This window comes from Sphingorhabdus sp. (assembly GCF_046292425.1).
Classification (GTDB): Bacteria; Pseudomonadota; Alphaproteobacteria; order Sphingomonadales; family Sphingomonadaceae; genus Sphingorhabdus_B.
In genome coordinates this window covers 1-556 of record NZ_JBKBQV010000119.1, presented here as the reverse complement: position 1 = coordinate 556, position 556 = coordinate 1, and the positions used below count along the sequence as shown (strand labels likewise).

The 556-nt window shown below is 68.9% G+C and carries 1 protein-coding gene; it reads right to left on the bottom strand.

Annotated elements, in window-relative coordinates:
• Nucleotides 1-64: 64 nt before the first annotated feature.
• Nucleotides 65-556, bottom strand: a 492-nt coding sequence (locus tag ACK4S7_RS13195; RefSeq protein WP_409647727.1) for an MmcB family DNA repair protein, incomplete at its 5' end; no start/stop codon positions are given.

Sequence of the window (556 nt, the reverse complement as noted above, 5' to 3'; positions counted from 1 at the left end):
CGAAGCGCTCAAAAACGCGCCCAAGATCAAGAAGCGCGCCGTCTCGGGCCCCAGCTTCTAAACCTTATCCCCGACCGGGGACTTCGGCATCGGGATCGGTCAGCGTAATCACCCGCCGCGCCGCGCGGCGGGCGAACGCCAGCGTGCATTTGCGCCGCGTCGCACTCGCGAGCGGCACCGTCCGCGCCTCCCGCACGATCGCCGCGTCGTAGCGGTCGGCGACGATCAGGCCGGCGCGTTCGGGCAGGAAATCGGGGCGCTCGAGCGGCGCCAGGTCGAACCCCGCCGGCACCGCCCAGAAATAGCGGTCGCAATGCGCCAGATAGTCGGTCCATTTGCCGTCACCGATCAGGTCGGCGCGCGACACCTTGACCTCGACGATCACGATCTCGCCACGCACATTGAGCGCCATCAGGTCGGCGCGCCGGCCATCGCCCAGCGGCACCTCTGCCATCGCGATGCAATCGTGGCGCAGAAGCATCCGGCACACGCCGCGCGTGACATCGGCGGCGATCAGCGGATCGGAGTCGGCAGCGCAAAAGGCCGGGGAGGGTGT